The organism is Psychromonas sp. B3M02, from assembly GCF_003318165.1.
Lineage (GTDB): Bacteria > Pseudomonadota > Gammaproteobacteria > Enterobacterales > Psychromonadaceae > Psychromonas.
On record NZ_QOCB01000102.1, the window covers coordinates 2502 to 5058 of the forward strand.

Below are 2557 nucleotides of genomic sequence, written 5' to 3' on the forward strand. Positions count from 1 at the left end.
ACAGCTTCAGGGTGAGTACCAGCGCTGTGCACTTCAAATAGGTCGCCAGCCTTATGTCGTAATAAAGCTTCGGCCATTTGTGAACGTGCAGAGTTACCCGTACATAGAAAAAGCACTGTCGATTTTTTCGTGTTTGTCATTGTTATTACCATCAGTTAATAATATTTCCTTTATCATATATATGATAATTCACATGTAAAGGTCAATTATCTCTGAATCGATCTACTGCTGCTAAAATAAACGGAGTAACTTTGTGATGATATTGAAATATGAACACGATTTTTATTATTAATTGATTACAACTTAGTGTTTGTTTATACAATTAACAGGTAGACTGAAGGCATAACAATCTATTTATCAGTAACGTCTTTTCACATTTACTGTTATCAAAGCTTCATAATGAGTAAATAATGAAAACATTACGCAAATTCCATAAAGCCCCTATTCGTGTTATTCGAATTCAAAAGCTAGCAGCACGCTTAAGAACAAAGCGTGCCATGCTTAAATTAAAAGTCGCCCTTGCCCAAGAAAAGCAGGAGACAAAGTTAATGCTAGTTATCTATAAACGTTATACAAAGGGGCAAGCCACTAAATCTGAAATGAAAATAGCAAATGAACAGTTTTTAGATATTTTGAAAGGGTTAGGGTTAGGTGTATTTGCATTACTGCCCTTTGCCCCTATCACTATCCCAATTATTGTAAAACTAGGAAGGATGGTTGGTGTTGAAGTTATGCCGAGTGCGTTTCATAGTAAAAAAGATAAATAATCCCCCTTTATACTTTCTCAAATCATTCCCTTTTATTTTAATCTGTTCTTAAGAAATGCCTTGTATCGCTTGGTAACCTGACCCTTTAGTTGTATAATGAACGAGTGTTCCATTAAAAATAATAAGATTGTTTATGAGTAAAGTTGCCAAGTTTGATCGAGAAGAAGTAATCCAAAAAGCGACCAATTTATACTGGGGTAAAGGTTACCACGGTACGTCTATGCGCAATTTACAAACCGCCATCGATCTTCGTCCAGGTAGTATTTATGCAACCTTCGGCAGCAAAGACAATCTATTTAAAGAATCTATTCAATATTATGCCAATAAAACAGGCGAAGTATTAGAAGCTTGTTTAGCAGAATCAGAAACGCCTTTAGCAGGCCTTAAATTGTTCATTAAAAAGCTGGTGGTCGACAACTTAGAAGGCAAACCAAGTTGTATGTGTATGATAGTTAAATCTATCTCAGAACTCACCGAAGCTGATAATAAAGAATTACTCGATGAAGCTAAATTATTATTAGCTAATGTTGAAGATAAGTTTGCTGAGATCATTGCACAAGCCATTGATCAAGACGAAATAGCCTCTGACAAAGATCCTAAAGAGTTAGCAAGTTATGTCCAAGTACAAATCATAGGTTTACGTACTTATGCGCGTGTGAACAGTAATATCGACACCATCAATAAATTTGTAAATGAAATTTTTATTGGCTCTCCATTTCATTAGTATCAATATCTATAGCTATTATATTTAAGCCCTGTTAACTCAACAGCGGTTTGTCACAAACAATATAATAGCTTAATCAATTTTCTTCACTATAAAGTAATATCAATCCTCCTGTTTACCACTATTCCATGCTCTTTTTAACTCTAGATTAATAAATAGTTATACTTACAAATTAATTTTGAACGATCGTTACAAATTACTTGAACACTCGTTCACAATACACTATGATGAACTTACTTAATGAAGAGACATCTTCAAAATACATTTTTCACTAGAGAGAGTAACAGTAATGAGCAAATTTCAAATTCATACAGTAGATACAGCTCCAGAACAAAGTAAGCCAATTCTTGAAGGTGCAGTTAAACAAATGGGCGTAGTACCAAACCTATTCGGTACTATGGCTGAAGCGCCTACTATTCTAAAAGCTTACACACAATTACATGAGCAGTTCACGAACACATCTTTTGATGCTGAAGAGTTAACGGTTGTATGGCAAACCATCAATGTTGAGCATGAATGTCATTACTGTGTACCAGCTCATACTGGTATTGCTCACTCTATGAATGTGGATGCTGCATTAACTGAAGCGTTACGTAACGGTGATAAAATGCCTACAGCTAAATTACAAGCGTTACATGACTTCACATTAAGCATGGTACGTGAGCGTGGTAATGTACCTGCTGCTGAAATGGAAGCCTTTTTCGCTGCAGGTTACGGTCAACAACAAGTATTAGAAGTGATTCTTGGTTTATCACAGAAAACAATCAGTAACTACGTTAACCACGTAGCGAAAACTCCTGTTGACCCAATGTTTGAATCTTTTGCTTGGGAAAAATAATCTCAAGTTTAATGATTAATAGCGCTTTTCAGGGGGCTTGTTGTTTTCAACAAGTCCCCTTTTTTTGTATAGGTTACTTTTGAAGTTTGGATTCATTGTATATAAATTTTCATTAAACAACATAATAGTTAATGACAGTGATAAGGATCAAATAAACATAGCCAATAAAAAACGTTTGTAACTCTTAATCATAATGTTAGCCTATTCTATTGACGCATTATCAATATA

4 protein-coding genes are annotated in these 2557 nt (G+C 34.7%); 3 read left to right on the forward strand and 1 reads right to left on the reverse strand.

What is annotated here, in order from left to right; genetic code table 11:
* Positions 1-152, reverse strand: a 152-nt coding sequence (locus tag DS885_RS11175) for an arsenate reductase/protein-tyrosine-phosphatase family protein (RefSeq protein WP_441344265.1), incomplete at its 3' end; no start/stop codon positions are given.
* A gap of 258 nt (positions 153-410) precedes the next feature.
* Between DS885_RS11175 and DS885_RS11180 the strand changes: the two genes are divergently transcribed.
* The 3 genes from DS885_RS11180 (at position 411) to DS885_RS11190 (ending at position 2329) form a co-directional block, all read left to right on the forward strand.
* Positions 411-767: a hypothetical protein gene (locus tag DS885_RS11180; RefSeq protein WP_113819517.1), complete on the forward strand. Its 357-nt coding sequence runs from the start codon at positions 411-413 to the stop codon at positions 765-767.
* 133 nt (positions 768-900) lie between these two features.
* Positions 901-1491 carry a TetR/AcrR family transcriptional regulator gene (locus DS885_RS11185; protein WP_113819518.1) on the forward strand — a complete coding sequence of 197 codons (591 nt, stop codon included), beginning with the start codon at positions 901-903 and terminating at the stop codon, positions 1489-1491.
* Between the two features lie 289 nt (positions 1492-1780).
* Positions 1781-2329, forward strand: a complete 549-nt coding sequence (locus DS885_RS11190) for a carboxymuconolactone decarboxylase family protein (RefSeq protein ID WP_113819519.1) — start codon at positions 1781-1783, stop codon at positions 2327-2329.
* The last annotated feature ends 228 nt before the right edge of the window (positions 2330-2557 follow it).